The organism is uncultured Algoriphagus sp., from assembly GCF_963974365.1.
Taxonomy (GTDB): Bacteria; Bacteroidota; Bacteroidia; order Cytophagales; family Cyclobacteriaceae; genus Algoriphagus.
The window spans coordinates 231,169-252,901 of the sequence record NZ_CAXBBX010000010.1; the positions used below are offsets into that span (position 1 = coordinate 231,169).

Here is a 21,733-nt window from a genome sequence, read left to right on the forward strand (position 1 = left end):
TCAACTTACGTTTAGATTCTTTAAGTTTTTAGCTTGCGAAGAGTAACTACACTGTTTACCAGTATGCACAAGAAATACGCTAGCTGAGATTAGCCAAGTTATTCCCCAAGGCTAGATTAATTCATAGTTCAATGGAATTAGGAATATGCTTTTATTCTGAATTCACTTTCCTCCAGCTGCCCAACGAATTGCATTGGAAAGCATCAGTCTGAATTCCTCACTGTCTAAAAGTTTTGCATCATGACCTATTAGAAAATAGACGTTACGGGCTTTTTTAGACCTATTTTCCCAGATGACTGGATGATCTCCCATCTTAATATCAGAATCAGGCCGGTAGCTATTTTCATCCACATTTGCGAGTACATGCACATTTGGCCTTGGGTTTTTGTCAAAAATATACCACTCGTCATCCGGAATATCGAAAGAAGGTGGGAGGCCTACAAAAACAGGATGGGATGGAGCTTCTACATGTACAGTTCCTGTTGCCTGCTCTGCGATATAATTTTTAAATCGTATGCCACCCATAAACTCTGAAAACCAGTTCCATAGGGGATATCCATCAAATTCTCCGAGTAAGGTGGCATGATGCAAGCCTACCCAGCCGCCTTGCCCCTCATCAATGTATTTTTCAAAAGCTTTTTCTCCTGCTTCCGTCCAAGTGTATGGAGGGTAGTTCAACTGTATAATGACATCAAAATCGCCCAAAGTCAGGCTGTCTATTTCGGAAGCATAGTTTAAAACGATATAATCCATGTGCTCTTCGGTTGCAAATACTTTCAACCAGTCCAATGCAGCCACTACGAATCCTTCATGCTGATCACCTCTTTCTGTTAGCACTAATGCTTTGAATGGCAAATCCTGTGCGCTTACCAGTTGCAGGGATGAAAGCAGGACCAGATAAATAAGAATGGTAAGGTTTTTCATGTTAACTATCAAAAATAGAGAGTAGTCTTACTGAATCAGTAAGATAAAAATAGGTCTTTAAATAATGAATTGCTTTGGTAAAATACTCTCCAGAGTGACTACTAGGTGACTGGCATCATTGGCGATAATCATAAAAAAAATATGACTCCAAAGAATCCTGCCACTTACCAAATTATATTTTTGAATCACTTCGACATACTTCTATACGCTCAGTAACCGAGCTCGGTGTCCGGAGTTATTAATTATATAAGGTACTACCACAATTTTAATGGATTTTACTCCTGATTTGTTTATGATGATGGTTTCCGGAAGCTATCATCCGGATGGGTGAGCCTTACGGGATTTTCGGTTTTGTACTGAATTGAACGCCGTTAAGAAAATGACTTAGCTCCCGAGGTACGAGAGGACAAGTCGAAAAGAAAATGCCAGGTGGGCATTTTTAGACTTGGGCCAGGTTTTGGGAGGGAGTCATTTTTAGGTGTGAAATGCAGTACAAAATTCCGCTGTGTTGCTGTTTAAAATGAATAAGAAAAGGTATCAGCGGAAAGAAAAGACCGAGGCTCAGGGCTTTTTGGTTACTTTTTGGCCGCCAAAAAGTGACAAAGATAAAACCTATATAAAATGGAGAAAGGTGTAGGAGATGTTGATTCTCTCAAGAAAAATTATTCAATAATAAACAGAATCTATACTTTCTTCTGGAGAAATTAGTTTAGCGGCCAATTTACTTTTCCATTAAATTCAGGGTAGAACCTTATATAAGAGGGGAGAAAAAATGCGGCTTTGCTACACTTTTTCTCCCCTCTTTCTCACAAACAGTAACCAGTGGACCAGCCTGTCTGGCGACAGAGGGGCTTGCCTTGGCAATTTGCCAAAAAACATGTCACTGGCAAAGAGGCGTATAACCACATAAAAAAATATCCACGATCAGATTACTAGGCTAATCGTGGACAAGAAAATTGATAGTTGAATATTGACTGAGAATTAGGATTACCTGCCGCCAATCAATCGGAAAATAACAGCTACTAGAGCCAATACTAAAAGAATATGGATCAGGCCTGTGACGCTATAAATGAAAACTCCTACAGCCCAACCTATTAATAAAATGATAGCGATTAGATACAGTAATGAACTCATGATTTGATAGTTTTAGTTGGTTTAGATAATCTAAAATACTTTCCAACTAGGTTTTCAATCCTAATGCCATGATCAAAAAGTCCTCATTTGGGCGCTAATGGCCGTTTTTATGTTGTTTTACTTGTGTATTCGTCATTGCATGGGAAAATTTAATCCCAAGTAGGGGTATCGAATCTTTCAACCAGCAACCAACAACCAACAACTAACAACCAAGAACCACAGAACTCTTCTCCCCTTTAGGGGGCGGGGGTAACAACCAACATCCAACATCCCACATCACCCTCTCCCTCCAAAAATCGCTGAGCCAATCCTCACCATCGTGCTGCCTTCCTCTTGGGCAATCAAGTAATCTCCGCTCATGCCCATGGAAATATCTTGAAGCTGAACAAAGGATGGGAGTTGACTTTCATTCAGTTCATCAAAGAATGTTTTTAAACCTCGGAATTCCTTTCTCACCTGATCTTTATTCTCAGTGAAAGTTGCCATACCCATCAGCCCTTGAATTTTGATATGTGTGAGACTTTGGAAATCTGAATCACCCAGCATATCTTCTAACTCAGCTCGGTCAAAACCGAATTTTGTCTCTTCCTCCGCGATATGGATTTGTAGTAAAATCGAAATAATACGATCGATCTTTTTTCCTTGTTTATTGATTTCTTTAAGCAACTTGAAGGAATCTACTCCGTGGATCAGATGCACAAAGGGAGCAATGTATTTTACCTTATTGCTTTGCAAATGACCAATCATATGCCAATGGACATCATCAGGCATTTCAGGTTGCTTAGCTTGCAGTTCTTGCACTTTATTCTCTCCAAAATCCCGTATACCCACTTCATATGCTTCTTTGAGGTCAGAAAGAGGCTTGGTTTTACTTACTGCCACCAGCAAGCAATCTGGATTAAGGAATGTTTTTTTTACTGTTTCAAGGTTGGCTTTGATGTCCATTTTCTATTTTTATGCTTAATATTTTTCCAAAAGGCCTAAAACAAAGATATGGCGATCATTAGTACTTTGCTAAAAAAAGGCATTCGCCTGAGAGAGAGTTTGGAACAGGAATACTCTCATCCTTTAGAACTTCAGCGTCAGGAATTGAAAAAATTGCTCATCCACTCTGCTGATACGGAGATAGGCAAAAAGTATGAGTTCTCTAAAATCCTTAAAAGTTTTCGAAGGGACGACGATGAATTTTATGAGCTTTACAAAGCTCAGCTACCAATCTATGACTACGATAAAATTCATACAGAATGGTGGTACAAATTACTTGAAGGTAAGTCAAATGTCACTTGGCCAGGTCCTGTGACCCATTTCGCGCTGAGCAGCGGAACTTCTGGTGCCACCTCCAAATTCATTCCTATCACCAAGGATATGGTGAAAGCTATCCGTAAGACTGGAGTACGTCAAATTCTTTCCCTATCAAAATATGATTTGCCCGCTTCATTGCTCACCAAAGGCATTTTGATGCTTGGCGGAAGTACTGATCTGGAGTTTAACGGTACTTACTTTTCCGGAGACCTGAGCGGGATTACCACAGGTAGATTGCCTATTTGGTTTCAGCGCTTTTATAAGCCAGGTAAAAAGATCTCACGGAGTAAAAACTGGGGAGATAAACTTGATCAAATCGTAGAGAAAGCTAAATCTTGGGATATAGGCATTATCGTGGGAGTGCCTGCCTGGTTGCAGATTTTAATAGAGAAAATCATTGAGCGGTATAAAGTGGATAATATTCATGAGATCTGGCCAAACCTCCAGATTTTCGTTCATGGGGGAGTTTCTTTTGAGCCTTATAAAAAGGGTTTTGAGAAGCTACTAGGGCGACCTATTTTATACTTAGAAACTTATTTGGCTTCGGAAGGATTTCTGGCATTTCAGGCTTTGCCCGGAAGGAAATCCATGCGCCTAGTGTTGAATAATGGGATTTTCCATGAGTTTGTGCCCTTTAGAGAGGAGAATTTTGATGAGGAAGGAAACATCCGTCAAGATGCCAAAACCTTGAAAATAGACGAAGTAGAAGAAGGAAAGGACTATGCGCTATTAATCAGTACTTGCTCGGGCACATGGCGATATTTGATCGGAGATGTAGTCAGATTTGTGTCTAAAGAAGAATCAGAAATCATCATCACTGGTAGAACAAAGCATTTTTTGAGTCTGTGTGGAGAGCATCTTTCTGTGGATAATATGAACAAAGCCATAGAGCTCACAGCTGAGGAACACGATATGAATATTCGTGAGTTTACTGTGCTGGGCGTGCCGCATGGAAGTCTATTCGCGCACCATTGGTTTATTGGTTCTAGCGATGCTATTAAACCTTCCATATTGAAAAAGACCTTAGATAATAATCTCAAAATCCTTAATGATGACTATGCTGTGGAGCGAAACCATGCGTTGAAAAAAGTCATCGTGACAGTTTTGCCCTCATCCTATTTTTATGACTGGCTGAAAGCTCAAGGGAAGGAGGGAGGACAGTACAAATTCCCAAGGGTTCTAAAGGGGGAGAAAGCCGGAAGTTGGCAAGAATTCTTAATCAATAATGGGATAGAACTGTGAGTTCTTCGCTGCTGGAAGGGATCAGTATGGGGCTCTTACTGTCTGCAATGATTGGCCCGGTATTTTTCACCTTGATCCAAAGCAGTCTGGAAAATGGCTTCCGATATGCCATGATGGTAGCGCTGGGGATTCTATGTAGTGACACGCTTTACGTACTACTTACCTTCTTTGGTGTGAAATTCCTAGCCAACTCTGCTTCCTTTGAGCAGGTACTGGGTTATGTGGGAGGAGCAATTTTGATTGGGTTTGGGATAAGTTACTTAGTCAAAAGGCAAAGTGTTGCCCCAGATCCAGCCTTAGTTTCCATTCCAAGAGCGAAGAAACGCAGTGCTTTTATCAAAGGATTTAGTATCAATGGAATCAATCCTTTTGTATTGCTCTTTTGGATTTCAATTGCCAGCCTGGTTCATCTCAAAGAATCTTTTGATTCTCTGGATGTTTGGTTCTATTATATAGGCATTCTAGCGACTGTGTTTACCATTGACCTGATCAAAGCTTATATCGCAAAGAAGTTATCCAAGTTCGTGACTCCAGGATTTATGTTTTGGCTCAATAAGGCTGTGGGGATCGTAATGATAGGCTTTGGGATTCGGTTGATTTTGTTCGCGATGGGATAGGCTTAAACAATCTTTCTTACTAAAGCGTTTAACTTTGACTTAGGACTCCCATTTTCGGTTTACACACATACAACACCGGGCATCCTACATCCGGCACCGGACAGCTGTCTCCTGTCTTCCTTCTTCCGTCTCAAACCCTTACCTATGCTCAATAAATCACCATTCCATTTTCTGCTACTTCTAATAGTTCTGCTGACTACGGTTTTCATACCGATAGATACTTTTGCCCAAAATATCCCAGAACTCCAAAATTTCAATCAAACCAGAATTTCTTACAATGAAAAAGGAATGATGATTCTTGGTGGTTGGGCTGTGGGAAATATGATCTGGGGAGGCATTGCAGCTAGTCAGACCAGCGGTCAAACCAAGGCTTTTCATCAGATGAATTTGTATTGGAATTCGGTGAATTTAGTGATAGCGGGATTTGGGTATTGGCAGGCAACCAAAGAAAACGCTGGTACTGACTTCTGGTCAACCATGGATGCGCAGCAGAATATGGAGAAAATATTACTTTTCAATGCTGCTCTTGATGTCGCCTATGTAGCAGGAGGCTTGTATTTAAAAGAAAGGGGATTACGGCTGGACAAGGATAAATTTATAGGTTTTGGAAAGTCTATCCTACTTCAAGGGGCTTTCCTGCTCACATTTGATGCGGTCATGTACACCTTTCACCATACACATGCAAAGGAACTTCCCCAGATTGTAAATCAAATCAGTTTAGGGCCTGCTGGTTTCAATATCAGTATCCCTTTAGGATCAGTTCCCTAACACACTTGCCAATGGAAAGGCTTATGCTAGCCTAGAATGTAATTCTGGATTGAATTAGTGGTGAATATATATTTGAGTTCTAACGGCACGATCCCTGTGAATTTTCCCTAAAGCTGGTCGATTCTATTTCTGTAAGCCTCTTGCCAACGGCAAGACCTGTAAAAGCCCAGAATATAATTCTGGGTTCAATTAATGTTGAAAAGATCTTTGAGTGCCAAAGGCACGATCCGTTTGAAATTTCTCTAATTGGAGGTAAAACCTCCTTTCTTTACAAGCAAAAAAAAAATCCCTCCAGTTTACACCAGAGGGATTCATTTATATCCTCTTTTCTGCCAGTAAGGAAGCCAAAGCAATATAGGATATGTTAAACTTTAGAATTGAGGCTACTTCAGCCTGTCCCGCCAATGCGGGAGTCTTCGGTCATCTGTCTTCTGGCCGGTTGAGCGGAGAGATATTGGATACTGGTATCAAGCCGTATATCCATGTTTGCATCTCACAAGGTTTAGTCAGCCAAATATTTTATCACTGGAGTATAATCCATATCAAACGCTTCAGCTACTGCCTGGTACACAATGTCACCATTGATGATGTTTAGACCTGGAATCAAATCAGGATTGTCCTGAGCTGCTTTTTTCCATCCTTTGTCAGCCAATTGCATGGCATAAGGAAGAGTAGCATTGGTCAACGCTAATGTAGAAGTGTAAGGCACAGCTCCCGGCATGTTTGCCACACAATAGTGAACCACGTCGTCGATGACGAAAGTTGGATCCTGATGCGTTGTAGGTTTACATGTCTCAATACAACCTCCCTGATCAACTGCCACATCCACTAGCACAGTACCAGGAAGCATTTCTTTCAACATATCACGGGTGATCAAATGTGGCGCTTTAGCACCTGGGATCAACACCGCACCAATAATCAAGTCATGATTCTGAATCAATTTTCTAATGTTGAATTCATTAGACATCATGGTATTTACGTTAGCTGGCATTACGTCAGCCAAGTAGCGCAAACGCTGTAGGTTAAGGTCCATGATAGTCACATCAGCACCAAGTCCAGCAGCCATCCAAGCAGCCTGAGTTCCTACGATACCACCGCCAAGAATCAATACTTTAGCAGGAAGTACGCCTGGTACTCCACCAAGAAGAATTCCTCTTCCTCCAAGTGGCTTCTCCAAATAGTTAGCTCCTTTTTGCACAGCCATTCTACCGGCAACTTCAGACATAGGAACCAAAAGTGGAAGACTTCTGTCTGGCTTCTCTACAGTTTCGTAGGCAAGACATACAGACTTACTCGCAACCATCGCCTTAGTCAATGGCTCATAAGAAGCAAAGTGAAAATAGGTAAACAACAATTGATCTTCTTTGATCAGTTTGTATTCAGCTTCTATAGGCTCTTTTACCTTCATGATCATTTCAGCGATTTCATACGTCGCTTCTATGGTCGGAAGAATAGTAGCGCCAGCTTCTACATACATATCATCTGGGAAGCCACTGCCTTCACCAGCAGTATGCTGAACATAAACAGAATGACCTCTTTTTACCAATTCCTTGGCACCGGCAGGAGTAAGAGCTACACGGTTTTCGTTGTTTTTGATTTCCTTCGGAACACCTATGATCATAACTTGAATTTTTGGATTTAAGTAAACTCAAGCGCAAAGATAGGAAGCAAATAGGTCTCCATTAGCAAATGGAAGAATAGTATTTGGTATGCTTTCGAAAATAAGAATATTTCAAAATTTTATATCGGTAATTGCTATTAACTTATAGGATATTTTTAAAATTTATTTTAAAGCATTTAAAATTTTGAAGCCCTTTTTTATCTAAACGATTGGTTTATAGTGCTCCCCATTTTTTGATTGTATGCTTCTATTATTGGCTATTTCTAGAATGTCGGAATTTAATTCTGTTTCCTTTAGCAAAGTACATTGCTTTCAAAATTTTTGATTGATAAATAATAATGTCGAAATTTGTATAAAGAATGGATTTGGCTATTTTTGAATGATTCAAAAAATCAGCAAAGTAAAACCCAAATAACTTTAGTAAATTAACCTCTATGTCAGAAGTTCAATCAGTTCCTAAAAATCTGAATTCTCCTAATCTATCTAAAGAAGCTATCCTGGAAGACTTTCGAGTCGCTATGATTAGTAGGCATGCTTCTTTGATAGGTAGAAAAGAGGTTTTCATGGGGAAAGCGAAATTCGGAATTTTTGGAGATGGAAAGGAGCTCGCCCAAATAGCAATGGCTAGAGCTTTTAAGTTGGGGGATTTTCGCTCCGGATACTACAGAGATCAGACTTTTATGCTTGCCATTGGCGAGTTGAAAGTTCAGCAATATTTTTCGCAACTATACGCCTATACCAATGTGGAGGCGGAACCTGCAAGTGCAGGTAGACTGATGAATGGGCACTTCGCTACCCGTTCTCTGAAGGAGGATGGAAGCTGGAAGGACCTAACCAAAATGTATAATTCTGCGGCGGATATTTCTCCTACCGCAGCTCAAATGCCGAAGTTGCTTGGCCTAGCTTATGCTTCCAAGCTTTTTAGAGAAAACAAAGGTTTAAAAGATCTGACCAACTTTTCTGTAAATGGAAATGAAGTAGCCTGGGGCACTATAGGGAATGCATCCACTTCTGAAGGAATGTTTTTCGAGACCATCAATGCAGCCGGAGTCATGCAGGTACCTATGGTTATTTCTATTTGGGATGATGGATATGGTATTTCTGTTCCTAATGAATTTCATACCACCAAAGGCAGTATTTCTGAAGTATTGGCAGGTTTTGAAAGAACCGATTCACAGAAAGGGATAGAAATAATCCGGGTAAATGGCTGGGATTATGAGGCTCTGTTGAATGCTTATGTGGAAGCTGGCGAACTTGCCAGAACTTCCCATGTGCCGGTGATGATTCATGTACTTGAGATGACTCAGCCTCAAGGTCACTCTACTTCTGGTTCGCACGAGCGCTACAAAGATGCCAAGCGCCTTCAGTGGGAGAAAGACTGGGATTGTGTTTCCAAATTCAGAGAATATATCCTGAGCAATGAAATTGCCAATGCTGATACATTGGACAAAATAGAAAATGAAGCCAAAACGCAGGTGAGGCAGGAAAAAGAAGCCGCTTGGTCTAAGTTTTCCAGTGAAATCAAAAAGGAGCTGAATGAAGCAGTGACTCTTCTGAGAGCTGCTGCCCAGCTTAGTACTAGGAAGGTGATCATCAACCAACTTGCAGAGGAATTATCGAAAACTATCAATCCGATCAGAAAGGATGTGGTAATAGCCGTGAGAAAAGCATTGTTGACCTTGAGGCTGGATACTCCTGCAGTGAAGGCGGATTTGCGAGCTTGGTTAGAGAAGCAAAGCGACTTAAACTTCGGTAGATACAACAGTCATTTATATAGTACTTCAGAATGGAGTGTTTTGAATGTGGAGGAAGTACCTGCTGAGTTCAATGAGAAATCTCCGCTAGTGGATGGGAGAGAGGTTTTGCAATCTTATTTTGATTTGACACTGGCTAAAGATCCTCGATTCTTCACATTCGGAGAAGATGTAGGGAAAATAGGTGATGTAAATCAGGCTTTTGCAGGCTTACAGGCAAAGCATGGTGAGTTGAGAGTTTCGGATACAGGGATTAGAGAATGCACAATTATTGGCCAGGGCATAGGAACAGCCTTGAGAGGTTTGCGACCTTTGGCTGAGATTCAATACCTGGATTACTTGCTTTACGGGCTTCAGATGCTTGCTGATGATGTAGCTTGTTTACAATACCGAACCAAAGGAGGCCAAAAAGCTCCTATGATTGTTCGTACGCGTGGACATAGATTGGAAGGTGTTTGGCATTCAGGCTCACCAATGGGAATGATTCTTTCTACCCTTCGTGGAATGGTAGTTTGCGTGCCTCGTGATATGACTCAGGCAGCTGGAATGTACAATGCGCTCTTGAAATCTGACGAACCCGCAATTATGATCGAATGCCTGAACGGCTATAGATTGAAAGAAAAAATGCCAGATAATTTAGGTGAATACACAGTAGCCTTAGGCAAGCCGGAAATACTAAGAGAAGGAACCGAAGTAACTATTGTGACTTATGGTTCTATGTGTAGAATAGTGATGGAAGCTGCGAATGAACTTGCAGAAATGGGGATAGAAATTGAAGTGCTTGATGTACAAACCTTATTGCCATTTGATGTACATGGAATCATAGGAGAATCAGTGAAGAAAACCAACCGGGTGATCTTTGCTGATGAAGATGTGCCAGGTGCAGGTTCAGCATTTATGTTGCAGCAAGTGATCGAGAATCAGGAGGTCTTTAGATACTTGGATTCCGAACCACAAACTATTTCTGCTCAAGCGCACAGACCGGCCTATTCCTCTGATGGGGATTACTTCTCCAAACCTAATGTGGAAGATGTAGTCGAAAAAGTATATGCGATGATGTCTGAGGTAAATCCTAAAAAATATCCTGCGATATAGATTTACTGATCTTTTATAAAACTGAAAAAGCCCTTATTTAAGGGCTTTTTCAGTTTATGGTCTTGTGATGTCCTTGAGTGTGACTTCGGGGCTGAACACCTCGTTACTTCTGTTGAGTGCTCGATCCTGAATTTCTACAGCAACCTGAATCGTATCATTTCTGAATATTGCCTCCCAACCTGAGGATAGCATTCCATAGCTAATATTTCCTTCTATTGCTTGGCCGACGTCACTTGTTAGGATTCTAGGAAAACGACCATTGAAGGTTGTATAATATGGAGGGTCTTGCCATCTGAACTCGGTAAACTGACCATTTCTTTTGATGTAAAACTTAACGAAAATATTAAACTGGTTAGGATTCTGTTTTACCCAAATTGTATCTTTTACAACTGCATTGTTTACTATTGGATCAACTAACCAATCAATAGGATTATAAGTAGGAGCTCCTGGAGGTCTGGTGCTGTAGGTGATTAAATCTCCATTTGAATTTCTCTGAAAATCAACATTTTGAAAAGGAGGGTCATCATCCGTCGCTGATAATCCCAAATCTCCTTCAGCGTCTTGGAAATCAATTCCAATTATCAACGAATCTGAACCTGAAGTAGGAGCGTATTGTATTGATTCAAAGGTGATTTTAGGAACGGTAGGAAAGTTATCTGGCGGATTAATGCACGATACAGCAGCAATCAGCAAAAAGAATATTCCTAAATAGCTTTTTAAACGCATAGGGTGAAAGTAAATTTACCAGCAAATTAAACCAATACTTTGGTTGATTGATGCAAAATATAAAACGATGCAGGACTTTAAAAGTTTTTCAAGTAGGTTAAGAAAATTGAATCCGGAAGAATTCGAAGAGCTTTCCCTAGAACTTTTTCATTTTCAGTCACAGGCTAATCCAATTTACAGGAAATATCTAGCCGCTCGTAATCTAAGTACGGAAAAGGTGAAATCCTTGGATCAAATTCCCTTTTTACCCATTCGATTTTTCAAAGATCATCAGGTTATATCAGGAGATCCTCATGATTTTACCGACTTTTTCTCCAGTAGTGGAACTACCGGAATGATTTCAAGCAAACATTACATTTGGTCTGAGCAATGGTATTTGGAACATGCTCAGCGTATTTTCGAAAATGAGTTTGGATCACTGAAGGACTTTCATGTCCTGGCGCTTTTGCCTGCTTATTTGGAAAGAAAGGGGAGTAGCCTAGTCAGTATGGCTGATCATTTTATTAAAGAGAGCAATTCTGATCATTCAGGTTTTTACCTCTATAATCAGGATGAGCTTATCGAAAAATTGGAATCGCTGGCCGAGGATAATAAAAAGGTGCTGCTGTTAGGAGTTACATTTGCCTTATTGGATTTAGCAGAATCAGGGAAAAGGATCAGTGCCCCTTCGAATCTTATTGTGATGGAAACTGGAGGAATGAAGGGTAGGAGAAAGGAGATGATCCGGGAAGAGGTTCATGATATTTTGAAGCCATATTTCGGGGTGGAATCTATCTATTCTGAATACGGGATGACTGAATTGATGTCTCAGGCTTATTCAAAAGGTCATGGAAAATATACGCTACCTGATTGCATGCGCGTTATGCTTAGGGATATAAATGATCCACTTTCTCTTTCTCAGCGTTCCCAAGGAGGAATTAATGTCATTGATCTAGCCAACTTCCATTCCTGTGCTTTTATTGAAACGCAGGATTTGGGACGGTTTGATGAAAACGGGATGCTGGAAGTTTTGGGGAGATTTGACAATAGCGAAGTAAGAGGCTGCAATCTCTTGGTGCAGTAATTGCTATCTAAGTAATAATTGAACATATTTGAAAGGAATAATAACTTACATATGAAAAAATTAGCCACAGCAGCATTATTGATTGGGATTTTAGCTTTGGGAGCATGTGCCTCCAGTAAGCCATGTCCAGCTTACGCAAAAGCGACCACTACTCAGGACGCCAATAGCTAAAAAAAAATACGCTGACTTAATAGTCAGCGTATTTTTTTATGTCTTCCAGGCTAATTTCTGGCTCTCCTAATATCACCAGCCTCTCTACTACATTTCTTAATTCCCGGATATTTCCAGTCCATGGATACTCTTGCAGTTTTGCCAGTGCGGCTTTACTGATACTTTTTGGTGCATCGCCATTTTCCTGAGAGATATCATCCAAAAACTTATTTACCAGTAAAGGGATATCTTCTTTTCTATCTTTTAGTGCAGGAACTTGTATAAGAATTACACTCAATCTGTGGTACAAGTCTTCTCGGAATCTATTCTCTTCAATCTCTTTCTTCAGGTCCTTATTCGTAGCTGCCAGTACCCGAACATCCACTTTAATGTCTTTGTCTGAACCTACTCGGTTAATAAGGTTTTCCTGTAATGCCCGTAATACTTTAGACTGGGCAGAAAGAGACATGTCACCGATTTCATCTAAAAATAGTGTGCCTCCCTGAGCTTGTTCAAACTTTCCCTGACGCTGCTTATGAGCTGAAGTAAAAGCTCCTTTTTCGTGACCAAATAGTTCACTTTCAATCAATTCTGAAGGAATTGCAGCACAGTTTACTGCAACAAAAGGCTGTGAAGCTCTATTGCTTTTGGCATGCACCCAATGAGCAACCAGTTCTTTACCAGTACCGTTTGGACCGGTGATGAGCACTCGGGCATCAGTAGGAGCTACTTTTTCTATGGTATCCTTCACCTTATGAATTGCTGCTGATTCCCCAACCATATCCAGTTTTTTGGATAGTTTTTTCTTGAGGACTTTGGTCTCAGTTACAAGATTCTTTTTATCCAGTGCATTACGAACAGTAAGTAAAAGACGGTTCAAATCCGGAGGTTTTGGGATAAAATCGAAAGCACCCTTCTTGGTAGCTTCAACGGCAGTTTCTATGCTCCCATGTGCGGAAATCATAATGAACTGAGGAGATTTATCTAAAGCTTTGGCTTTTTCAAGAACTTCAATGCCGTCCATTTTTGGCATTTTCACATCGCAGAGAACGAGATCGTAATCGTCTTCCTGCAATTTTGCCAATCCTTCTTCACCATCCTGGGCTTCTGTAACTGAGTATTTCTCGTATTCTAAAATTTCGCGGAGTGTAGCGCGGATGACTTTTTCGTCATCAATGATCAGTATTTTCGACATAGTTTAAATATAAAATAAAAAAGTGCAAGTCTATAAGCCGGGTTCTGTTTCCTCTTCTGTTTCCAGAATCAGTTTCTTGCCATTTATCTAGCCCCGACTTCACAATCGGGGTCCATCGATCTACCCATTCCGCATAAAAGCGAGCAACTTTTCTCGGAACTGAATCCGACGCGGAACCTATTTGATCTTTCAACCCATAAGGTTTGCCGTGCCCCTGACATCACTGCCAGAGCGGTGGGCTCTTACCCCACCTTTTCACCCTTACCCTTCGACAAGCTCAGGGCGGTATATTCTCTGTTGCACTAGCTGTAAACTGACCGTCACCAGTCAGCCCCCTTCCCGTTAGGAAGTATGGCGCTCTATGTTGCCCGGACTTTCCTCCTCCTCACTATTACCATGAGACAGCGACAAGACGACTTGCACGATGCAAAGTACGTTAATTTCTAGCTATCGGTTTTTAAAATTATGGCAGGGTAAATAAAGAATAGGAAATGTGATTTTCTAAGTCGTTCTTTTTCTGTGACTTTTGACTTATCTTTTTCGAATGGACAACAGGAAAAATAAAAAGTTCAGAAGATTGATTCGATTGATCAATTGGTATCCTCCTTATTTGTTTTCAGGAATTAAAGTGATTGACTACGCGGATGATTTTTCCAGTTTCCGAACGCGCCTCAAACTTACCTGGTACAACCGAAATCTAATAGGAACCGCTTTTGGAGGTTCCCTTTATTCCATGTGTGATCCATTTTTTATGTTTATCCTAATCACCCAGCTCAGTGATGAATACATCGTATGGGATAAGACAGCAAGTATTGATTTTGTGAAACCTGGAAAAGGAACCGTTTATGCAGAATTCAAGCTTTCGACGGATCAGATTTCCGAGATAAAAGATGCTGTGGATCGGGATGGAAAAGGAGTGTTCGAATTTCCCTGTGAGGTAAAGGATAAGGTAGGTAATCTCATTGCCAAATTGCAGAAAGGGGTTTATGTGCGAAGAAAAGACTTTGCAAAGCCGAAAGCCTAGCATTCGATTGCTTACCTTTGCGAGCTAACAAATAAGACCATGATTATAGTAGGGGACACCGTACTTTCGGACGATATTAAGGAGAATTTTTTTGTCTGTGACCTAGAAGCATGCAAGGGTGCTTGCTGCGTAGAAGGTGACGCAGGCGCTCCTTTGGAAGATGAGGAAACCAAAATCATCGAGGACATTTACCCAATTGTCAAAGATTACATCACTGAGGAAGGTCGTCAGGCGATTGCAAAGCAGGGTACTTGGGTGATTGATAAGGACGGTGACAAAGGAACTCCAACCATTGGTGATAATAGGGAATGTGCCTATGCCCTATACGATGATAGAGGTATTTTAAAATGCGGAATAGAGCAGGCATACCTTGATGGTAAAATCACCTGGAAGAAACCGATCAGCTGTCACATGTACCCAATTCGTATTACAAAATACGATCAGTTCGATGCTTTGAATTACGACCGTTGGCATATCTGCGATCCAGCATGTCAGTTAGGATCCTCCTTGAAAGTTCCGATTTACAAATTCCTAAAAGACGCGCTTACCCGCAAATACGGGGAGGCTTGGTATGCGGAGTTGGTGGAGGAGATTGAGGGATAATGATTTAAGATTTAAGAGTTGAGATTTTTAAAACCGCTATTGATTCTTTTGCTTTTTTCTATGTTATTGGGATCATGTGCCAAGGAATATAGGAAAGTTGATGGTTTAATAATTGACGTTAAAGCTGTAAATGGGCCGAAAGGAATTGGGTTTCGAACTGTCTATAAATTTCAATATTTGGATCCCTTGGATAAACTCGATCACAGAGTCCTCAAAATACTATATCGGGCACATAGAAATTAAGAACAATCAGGGTGTTTTTATTGGTGGGGGTATTGGAGGGCCGGAGTTCTTGTTCTTTTCTCTTGGCGGCAAGTTAGACACATCATTTTCCTCAAACATGGATAGGGGTCTTGCTCTCTTATCTATTATTTCCCCCTCTTTGGCAAAAAGGAAATAGTGGGGGAATTCCCCTTTCCAGTCAAACAACAAAGTGAACTGCTTCCGTAATATGTTGCCGGATTCACCCACTACCAAAAAGCAATTTTCCTTTTTTAAATTGTATCTCTCTATAATATTGAGCCATTTTGTTTTATCGTTTTCGAAAAACAGCCAAATAGGCCGTACTTTTTTAGAGTTGTCCAAGTGTCTTGTTTTTGCATAGACAGACATTTCTTCCAGGCAGGGCTTGCACCAGGATCCTGAAAAATCAAATAATAAATAGGGCTGGGCTGTCGTCTTAAACAGCTCGTCAAAAGCAAGCTCTTTGTCATTCACATCAAACAATTGGGCGCCTCTAATTTCATTGTTTATATAGCCCGATTTTATAATTCCCCGATTGGGATCCTGATCCAGTTGAAGCGCGTATTCCTTATAAGGAGGATAGGTTAGTTTGTCAATAAGCCTTAGTTCTTGTTCTTCACTTAACATTCCGTCATTAAAAAGACTGAGCTGTACATACTGCTTAAGCGTATCATTACTGCTATTGAATCTTTCAAGTATAGCTTGCGCATCGAGCCCCATTTCTTTGAAAAAGTAATAGACAGATCCGTAGGAGCCCAAAGTAACGGGGTCATCATAATGCCCTTCCTGTAAACTGGCATATTCAAGCATATTTCTCTCACTAGTTTCAATGGCACTTTTTATTGATTCGTCTCTGCTGTTGGCATAAAGAAATGAAAGCCTGTACGCTAATCGTGCGAGAAGATCGTGAATACTATATTTTTTTACCGTTTCAAAAGTAGAACTGTCACTTTTCAGAATGGGGTGCTCTTTGTAAATCAGCGCCGTACAACTGTCAGCCATGCTCCTGAGGCTTTCTCTAGAGGTGAGTTCAGCTACTTGGTCCGTCGTTTTCAGATCTTTGAGAGAATTGGCAATACTGTTTAAATATTTATGGAACAAAAGACTAGAGCCTCCCTTCCATATAAAAAAGACATTTCCATGATTAATTGTGATGGTATCCTTATGTGCCGTTTTTGTATTCAGTAGAACTTCAAAGTCAATGTTTAAGCTATCTCCAGGCTCAATATGAAATATATAATGCCCCAAAGTCAAATAAGTCGGCTTTTCGATACTGGTTTTTATTACGGTTTTAAGATTCGCTGAAGTATCTAAAGTAGATGGAGGAGGAGGGAGATAAAGCGGACTAAAAGCTAAGGGATTACGCAGGCCAAGTGACAAAAAATACTTTCTGTCAGCATTCTTTTTGAGATTTACTACAATTGTAGTGTTATAGATTCCCTTCTTTTCATTAGGCAGCACTTTGGAATTCTGTGAATAACATGAAACACACCAGAGAAATAGGTATGAAAGAATGGGAAGCGTCTTATAAAAATCAGGTAGCATATTTTTTGGGTTAAAGTGAATGCTCGTATGGTTAGTAAAAAATGTAGTTAAAATAAATTCTTAATCATTTTAAGAATTTTATAATGCTATTAAAAATATTTTATGATTTTTTAGGATTCTTAGTTTAATTGTAATCCATTGAATTGTAGGGGGATTAACGGAATATTCATGACACCAAAAAAGTTGGCTGGACCTAATTGATTATAAAAGTAATACCTACTTTGGGTAGACTGATTCCCTTTTTTTATCAGAGAGGGAATAGTATTTTCTTGATTTAAAAGTATATCGACTTTATTCCTGAGCAGACTCTAATTAAAAACTCTTTTCAATTAACTCCACTTTCACAAGTTGTTCAATCGGATAAACGGGAGTGCCAAATTGATTGAAAATAGCAACATCGGCAGCATCACGGCCTAACCCAAGTACCACATAGCCACCAGTATTACCAACCTGCGTCGCATCAAAAGTGTACCACCGGTTACCAATGTAAGCTTCAAACCACGCATGCATATCCATTGGTTTCAAATTGTGTAGATAGCCCACTACTATCCGTGCGGGAATGCTCAAGCTTCTGCATAAGGCAATTCCCAAATGTGCTAGGTCTGTACATACGCCAAACTTTTTAGAATTGACTTGTATGGCAGATACTGGCTGATTGTTACTGCCAGGAATATAGCTGATGTTGTCCCGAAGCCAGTCTGTAATTGCAGCTACTTGATTGTACCCCAATAATTGACCTTGGGTGATTTCCATGCTCATCTCATTGAAAAAATCTGACTCGCAGTATCGACTGGGTAATAAATAGCTCAAAACTGCGTCAGGTAGATTCTGGATTTCTACAAAAGGAGCATCGAATCCTTGGTCAATGTAATCAGCAGTAATTACCTCTGAAGAAGTATCTATCGAGAACAAGCCTGGAAGAGCAATCAAACGTTGGCAGAGATTACCATACCCATCCGTAAATTCAAAAACAGGGATACTTGGGGTGATTTTAAATTCTTCTCTTTCTACCCATTGCTGACTTCCGCTTCGCGGTCTGAGCATTAGTATGAAGGGAGTGGGTTCAGAAATCTCAAACTTTAGATTACAGCTGCTGCGTAATTGCATAAATCAAATTTTTAATAACCATAATAGTTGTAATCAGATACCCTTTTAAGTGGTACAGGCAAATTGATAGACCTAAAATTTAATCCAATTCAAAAATTAAAGGCTACCGAAATCAATGGTTATTTATTTGGGCTGTTAATGTTGTGCCGATGAATTAAATCAGCTTTTACTCGTATCCAAGTTTGTAGATTTTGTCATCAAAACCACAGATATACAATTCTTGGTTTTTGTCGACACCAAATGCAGAAACAGGGAAGTCCGCATTCAATAATTCTGTGTTTTTAGGATTGTTAGGATCGCTGACATCCAAACTCCAGATTCTACCGGAAACATAATCAGCATAGACATACAAGCCCTGTAATTCTTTGATGGCAGATCCATGATACACAAAACCTCCGGTAATGGAAATGTCACCTTTGGTATGGTCATATTCCCAAACCGGCAACTCGAGTCCAGTCATATCACAATCTGCAGGTTTGAAGCAATGCACACCCTCCATGGTATTCCAGCCGTAATTACCTCCGTTTTTGACTATATCAATTTCCTCGTATTTGTTCTGCCCTACGTCACCTACCCAAAGCTGACCAGTAGCTGAGTCAAAGCTAAATCTCCAAGGATTTCTAAGACCATAGGCATAAATTTCTTCCCGGAATCCTTCGGTATTATTTGCAAAAGGATTGTCAGCAGGGATGGAATAATTGCTAGATCCAGTTGTTTGATTCACATCTATTCTAAGTATACTACCTAGCAAAGTCGTTTTGTTTTGTCCATTTCCTTGAGGATCTCCACCACTTCCACCGTCACCAGCAGCTATATATAAGTAGCCATCTGGTCCAAATGAGATCTGACCTCCATTGTGATTGGAGTAGGGTTGGTCATATTCTAAAAGTACAAGTTCACTTGATGGGTCAGCCTTATTTGGATCGGAGCTGGAAACAGAAAATCGGGAGATGACAGTTCTATTGGGATTCTCAGCAGTATAGTTTACATATAAAAAACCATTGGTTTTGTAATCAGGATGAAATGCCAAACCTAGGAGGCCTTCTTCATTTCCAGAGTCATCCACTTTTCTTTCTATTGCTAGAAACTCAGATTTTTCTGTCGCAGCAGAATTATTCTCAAAAACAGAAATCACTCCTCTTTGCTCTACCACAAATAATCTATTGGAGTTGTCTCCCGGATGCTGGAAATCTACAGGTCTGGTAAAAGTCAGAGCAGGGAAGGCTACTTGTACCGTCAGCTTAGCTTCGGGGCTTGGATCATTTGATTGGCTTTCCTGCGAACAGGCGGTAGAATAGGATAGGATTAATACTAAAAAGGTGTTCAGATAGGTTTTCATACTAAAATAGGTCTACGATTATTGGTTGCTTTGTACTTACTACGCAAAATAGTTGATTTTAAACGACTTGATCTTTTTAGGAAGAAGTTTTACCTCACTATTTTAGCTCCTACTTTTTCTCAGGAGTAAACATACTCAGTTCTCATCCCAAATGGATTTTCAGTGAACGTATTAAAAGCTATTTTACGGGAATTCATATTGCTTTTATTTTGGCGGAGAAGAGTTTGTATACAAATGCTAGCTCCTTGCAATACTAAAGGGGCACTTTCCACTTTCCGATTATATAAATAGCTCTTGCAATAGTGGCAACTACTAGTCTGATTTAAAGATGAGTCGAGGTATAAACAAAAGAAACTTTTGTAAAACCTAAATTCAAAAATGGATTTTTGCATTGGATTGTCCATGCGTGTAAGTTTATGATTGCATCACTTATTTTTTCAATATATTGAGTGAAATAATAACCCTTAAAAACCGAATACAATGAGTAAAGAATCATCTAGGAGAACTTTCATTAAAAAAACTGCCATTGCAGGCTCGGCAGCGATGGTGCTTCCTACTTTTATCCCTTCCTCTGCTTTTGGAGCCAATGACAGAATAAATGCAGCAGTACTTGGTATCAATGGTCGTGGTAAGAGTCATATTCAGGGCTTTATGGCTCAGAAAGATGTAGAGATCACAACCCTTTGTGACCCAGATATGAACCTTCTGACTCCTGCTCAGAAAGCCTTCAAAGAGAAATACGGCAAGGATGTAGCAATTGAGCAAGACCTGAGAAAGGTTTTTGACAACAAGGATATCGATGTAGTCAGCTTGGCCACCCCTAATCACTGGCATGCTTTGGCTACCATTTGGGCTTGTCAAGCAGGCAAAGATGTTTACGTGGAAAAGCCAGGTTCTCATAATATTTCCGAAGGTCGCCGAATGATCGAAGCGGCAGAGAAATATGATAGAATCGTGCAGCATGGAGTTCAGCTGAGAAGCTCTCCGGCTGTGCAGGAAGCAATTCAGTTGATGCGAGATGGGTACATTGGTCGAGTGTATATGGCTCGGGGTTTAGTGTTTAGAATGCGTGGAGATATAGGAATTAAGGGCCCTTCTCCTGTACCAGCTGGATTGGACTATGACTTATGGACTGGCCCGGCACCAAAGGCTCCTTTTACGCATGATCTGGTACATTACAATTGGCACTGGCATTTTGATTATGGAAATGGAGATGTGGGAAACCAAGGTATCCACGAGACAGACCTATGTATGTGGGGGCTTGATGTCGGTTTTCCTACGAAGATCACCTCCATGGGAGGCAAATACCTGTGGAAGGACAGTAAGGAAACTCCGGAAGTCTTGACTTCTATCTATAACTATCCTGAAGAGGATAAAATCATTCAGTTTGAAGTTCGCCCTTGGTACACCAATGCAGAGGACGGAGCTACCGTAGGTAATATTTTCTATGGAGACAAAGGCTATTTGGTCGTAGATGGCTATGATAAGTACAAAACCTTCTTGGGCAATGACCGCACACCAGGCAAATCCGGAGATGACGGGGGAGCTGCTGCATCAGGCATGGACAGAGGAGCAGGAGGAACTGATGGTCACTTTGCCAACTTCATTGAGGCTGTTCGTAAGCATGATAAATCTATCCTAAATGGACCCGTGGAAACCGCTCACTTATCTTCTGGCTTGGCACACTTAGGGAATATCTCGTATAGACTGGGAAGAGTGTTGGACTTTGATCCTAAATCCGAAAAGTTTGTCAACGATCCTGAAGCCGATGCGATGCTGACCCGTGAGTACAGACCTGGTTTTGAGGTTCCAGACAAAGTATAGGATTCTGAAAACTTTAAGAGAAAACCTGCCAGAGTAATATTCTGGCAGGTTTTGTTTATTGGAAGAAATTAGGTGAAAATTCCTTCCTAGAACTTGAATGTTTTGAATACTTGGCATAAAGGGAAGAGTTCGATAATTGAATACTTTCCAATTTCTTCAATCACACTAACCATCTTGTAACTTAATTTAACCTCCCATTAAAATCACTAGTACGAAATCTATAATTTCAATTCAGCAGAATCTCTAAGACCTGTGGACAATCGAGGTATAGACGCAATTGGGTAGAGGTAGTTACTTAAATACTAATCTTGTACGCAATACGAAATATCTGATATTCATAATTATAATTTTATGAATATCCGCAATGATGCCAGTCCCCTTAGATTCTTTGCTTATCAGGTTGGAAGACCGATGACCGAAGACTCCCTGACCTTACCTGATTTTGGTTGTCACTTTC

General features: G+C 40.4%; 17 protein-coding genes and 1 other RNA gene. 8 read left to right on the forward strand and 10 right to left on the reverse strand.

Going from position 1 to position 21,733, the window contains the following annotated elements; all coding sequences use genetic code 11:
* Positions 1–162 precede the first annotated feature (162 nt).
* From AACZ87_RS15065 to AACZ87_RS15075, 3 genes are all read right to left on the reverse strand, one after another.
* Complete coding sequence (locus AACZ87_RS15065; RefSeq protein WP_339868420.1) at positions 163–924, reverse strand: ThuA domain-containing protein; 762 nt, start codon at positions 922–924, stop codon at positions 163–165.
* Between the two features lie 987 nt (positions 925–1,911).
* Complete coding sequence (locus tag AACZ87_RS15070) at positions 1,912–2,058, reverse strand: lmo0937 family membrane protein (protein WP_339868421.1); 147 nt, start codon at positions 2,056–2,058, stop codon at positions 1,912–1,914.
* A gap of 276 nt (positions 2,059–2,334) precedes the next feature.
* Positions 2,335–3,003 (reverse strand): YggS family pyridoxal phosphate-dependent enzyme, encoded by a 669-nt coding sequence (locus AACZ87_RS15075; RefSeq protein WP_339868422.1) that lies wholly within the window; start codon positions 3,001–3,003, stop codon positions 2,335–2,337.
* 48 nt (positions 3,004–3,051) lie between these two features.
* Between AACZ87_RS15075 and AACZ87_RS15080 the strand changes: the two genes are divergently transcribed.
* From AACZ87_RS15080 to AACZ87_RS15090, 3 genes are all read left to right on the forward strand, one after another.
* Positions 3,052–4,602, forward strand: coding sequence for a GH3 auxin-responsive promoter family protein (locus AACZ87_RS15080; RefSeq protein ID WP_339868423.1), 1,551 nt, complete (start codon positions 3,052–3,054; stop codon positions 4,600–4,602).
* Positions 4,599–5,219, forward strand: coding sequence for a LysE family translocator (locus AACZ87_RS15085; RefSeq protein ID WP_339868424.1), 621 nt, complete (start codon positions 4,599–4,601; stop codon positions 5,217–5,219). The genes AACZ87_RS15080 and AACZ87_RS15085 overlap by 4 nt, the downstream gene beginning before the upstream one ends.
* A gap of 144 nt (positions 5,220–5,363) precedes the next feature.
* The gene (locus tag AACZ87_RS15090) at positions 5,364–5,987 is read left to right on the forward strand and encodes a hypothetical protein (RefSeq protein WP_339868425.1); all 624 of its coding nucleotides are present in this window, start codon (positions 5,364–5,366) and stop codon (positions 5,985–5,987) included.
* A 502-nt stretch (positions 5,988–6,489) separates the two neighbouring features.
* On the opposite strand, the gene ald is transcribed toward AACZ87_RS15090, so the two are convergent.
* On the reverse strand, positions 6,490–7,608 hold the full coding sequence (gene ald, locus AACZ87_RS15095) for an alanine dehydrogenase (protein WP_339868427.1): 1,119 nt from the start codon (positions 7,606–7,608) through the stop codon (positions 6,490–6,492).
* 434 nt (positions 7,609–8,042) lie between these two features.
* Here ald and AACZ87_RS15100 point away from each other — a divergent pair, with 434 nt between their 5' ends.
* Positions 8,043–10,457 (forward strand): thiamine pyrophosphate-dependent enzyme, encoded by a 2,415-nt coding sequence (locus AACZ87_RS15100; protein ID WP_339868429.1) that lies wholly within the window; start codon positions 8,043–8,045, stop codon positions 10,455–10,457.
* 54 nt (positions 10,458–10,511) lie between these two features.
* On the opposite strand, the gene AACZ87_RS15105 is transcribed toward AACZ87_RS15100, so the two are convergent.
* Positions 10,512–11,183, reverse strand: a complete 672-nt coding sequence (locus AACZ87_RS15105) for a hypothetical protein (protein WP_339868431.1) — start codon at positions 11,181–11,183, stop codon at positions 10,512–10,514.
* A 67-nt stretch (positions 11,184–11,250) separates the two neighbouring features.
* Between AACZ87_RS15105 and AACZ87_RS15110 the strand changes: the two genes are divergently transcribed.
* Entirely contained in the window at positions 11,251–12,246 is a 996-nt protein-coding gene (locus tag AACZ87_RS15110) for an acyl transferase (protein WP_339868433.1), read from the forward strand.
* 187 nt (positions 12,247–12,433) lie between these two features.
* On the opposite strand, the gene AACZ87_RS15115 is transcribed toward AACZ87_RS15110, so the two are convergent.
* Together AACZ87_RS15115 and rnpB are read right to left on the reverse strand one after the other, a co-directional pair.
* The gene (locus AACZ87_RS15115; RefSeq protein WP_339868434.1) at positions 12,434–13,591 is read right to left on the reverse strand and encodes a sigma-54 dependent transcriptional regulator; all 1,158 of its coding nucleotides are present in this window, start codon (positions 13,589–13,591) and stop codon (positions 12,434–12,436) included.
* 17 nt (positions 13,592–13,608) lie between these two features.
* An RNA gene (gene rnpB, locus AACZ87_RS15120) (RNase P RNA component class A) lies at positions 13,609–14,015 on the reverse strand.
* A gap of 120 nt (positions 14,016–14,135) precedes the next feature.
* Here rnpB and AACZ87_RS15125 point away from each other — a divergent pair.
* Entirely contained in the window at positions 14,136–14,615 is a 480-nt protein-coding gene (locus tag AACZ87_RS15125) for a DUF4442 domain-containing protein (protein ID WP_339868436.1), read from the forward strand.
* A gap of 39 nt (positions 14,616–14,654) precedes the next feature.
* Complete coding sequence (locus tag AACZ87_RS15130; RefSeq protein ID WP_283414882.1) at positions 14,655–15,218, forward strand: DUF3109 family protein; 564 nt, start codon at positions 14,655–14,657, stop codon at positions 15,216–15,218.
* A 249-nt stretch (positions 15,219–15,467) separates the two neighbouring features.
* Here AACZ87_RS15130 and AACZ87_RS15135 read toward each other — a convergent pair whose 3' ends face one another.
* The 3 genes from AACZ87_RS15135 to AACZ87_RS15145 form a co-directional block, all read right to left on the reverse strand.
* A complete protein-coding gene (locus AACZ87_RS15135; RefSeq protein ID WP_339868437.1) occupies positions 15,468–17,006 on the reverse strand; it encodes a hypothetical protein in 1,539 nt (512 codons plus the stop codon).
* A gap of 312 nt (positions 17,007–17,318) precedes the next feature.
* On the reverse strand, positions 17,319–18,113 hold the full coding sequence (locus AACZ87_RS15140) for a transglutaminase family protein (RefSeq protein WP_339868439.1): 795 nt from the start codon (positions 18,111–18,113) through the stop codon (positions 17,319–17,321).
* Between the two features lie 166 nt (positions 18,114–18,279).
* Positions 18,280–19,452, reverse strand: a complete 1,173-nt coding sequence (locus AACZ87_RS15145; protein WP_339868440.1) for a PQQ-dependent sugar dehydrogenase — start codon at positions 19,450–19,452, stop codon at positions 18,280–18,282.
* Between the two features lie 480 nt (positions 19,453–19,932).
* Here AACZ87_RS15145 and AACZ87_RS15150 point away from each other — a divergent pair, with 480 nt between their 5' ends.
* Complete coding sequence (locus AACZ87_RS15150; RefSeq protein ID WP_339868441.1) at positions 19,933–21,276, forward strand: Gfo/Idh/MocA family oxidoreductase; 1,344 nt, start codon at positions 19,933–19,935, stop codon at positions 21,274–21,276.
* Positions 21,277–21,733: the final 457 nt, after the last annotated feature.